The 937-nt window shown below is 42.7% G+C and carries 2 protein-coding genes; both read right to left on the bottom strand.

Features of this window, described 5'->3' with window-relative positions:
- The coding region (locus H5186_RS22560; RefSeq protein ID WP_182795043.1) for an ATP-binding protein at positions 1 to 360 on the bottom strand (360 nt) is incomplete at its 3' end.
- A gap of 11 nt (positions 361 to 371) precedes the next feature.
- On the bottom strand, positions 372 to 937 hold a 566-nt coding region (locus H5186_RS22555; RefSeq protein WP_404936447.1), incomplete at its 5' end, for a Mu transposase domain-containing protein.

Below are 937 nucleotides of genomic sequence, written 5' to 3'. Positions count from 1 at the left end.
TCCTAAGGCACACGCAAGGTATGTTTTTCCACAGCCTGTTGCCCCAGTGATTAAGATATTTTGATGTAAGTTTAGCCAGCTATTTTGGCTTAAGTTACGTATCTGTGCTTTTTCTATATTACGTGTCGGCGAGTAAATCAGTTGATTTAACTGAGCCGGTAAGCGGAATTTAGCGTGTCGCACGAGCCGGTCGATTTTTCTTTGCTCACGCGTATCAATTTCATGAGTGAGCAATAAACTGACGCGCTCTATAAAGCTTTGTTCTTGATATAGATTGGGCTGTTCAAGCTGTTGCTTGAGTGCTTGCTTTATACCGGATAACTTGAGTAGTTGAAGTTGCTGGTTAATGGTGTCTATCATGTTTGCATTCCTTAATGGTAATAATCTGTGCCACGTATGTTGCTATGTGTAATTGGCTTTTCTGGCTCTGTTTGCTGTGTGGGTAACGGTTGTTGATCCAACCCTTTCTTCAGCATCTGCTTTATTGATTTAAGTGTGGTCGTATTCATTATGATTGCGCGATAGCACGCTTGCTCAAGCCGCTCTTTTGAATAGATTTTAGCTAAACTTAACACCCCTAAACAGGCGCGATAAGCGTGCTCGGGGTGACGCCGTCCACTGAGCTGTAACTCAACAACTTGGTGGGTATACTCTCCAATACTTAATGCCCATGAGCGTAAATTTATCGGTGACTGCTCATGCTGTTTTTGATGCGCCAGAGGCATATGATGAGGCTGTGTTGTATGCCCACCTAAACGATGTGAGCGCGGATGCTGTGCGATTAAGGTATCGTCATGATAAAGCTGTACTAGCTGATTGGTTATGTGTGCGCGTAATTGTTTCTTAACCCACTGATACGGCACACTGTAATAATGTTTCTCTATTTCAACATGATAATCAATGTGTACTCGCACCGTTTTGATTTGTGTATAGTGAT

This window comes from Pseudoalteromonas sp. SG41-2 (genome assembly GCF_014164535.1).
Lineage (GTDB): Bacteria > Pseudomonadota > Gammaproteobacteria > Enterobacterales > Alteromonadaceae > Pseudoalteromonas > Pseudoalteromonas rhizosphaerae.
Note: the sequence above shows the minus strand (reverse complement) of the source record. Positions and strands in the feature narration are given on the sequence as shown.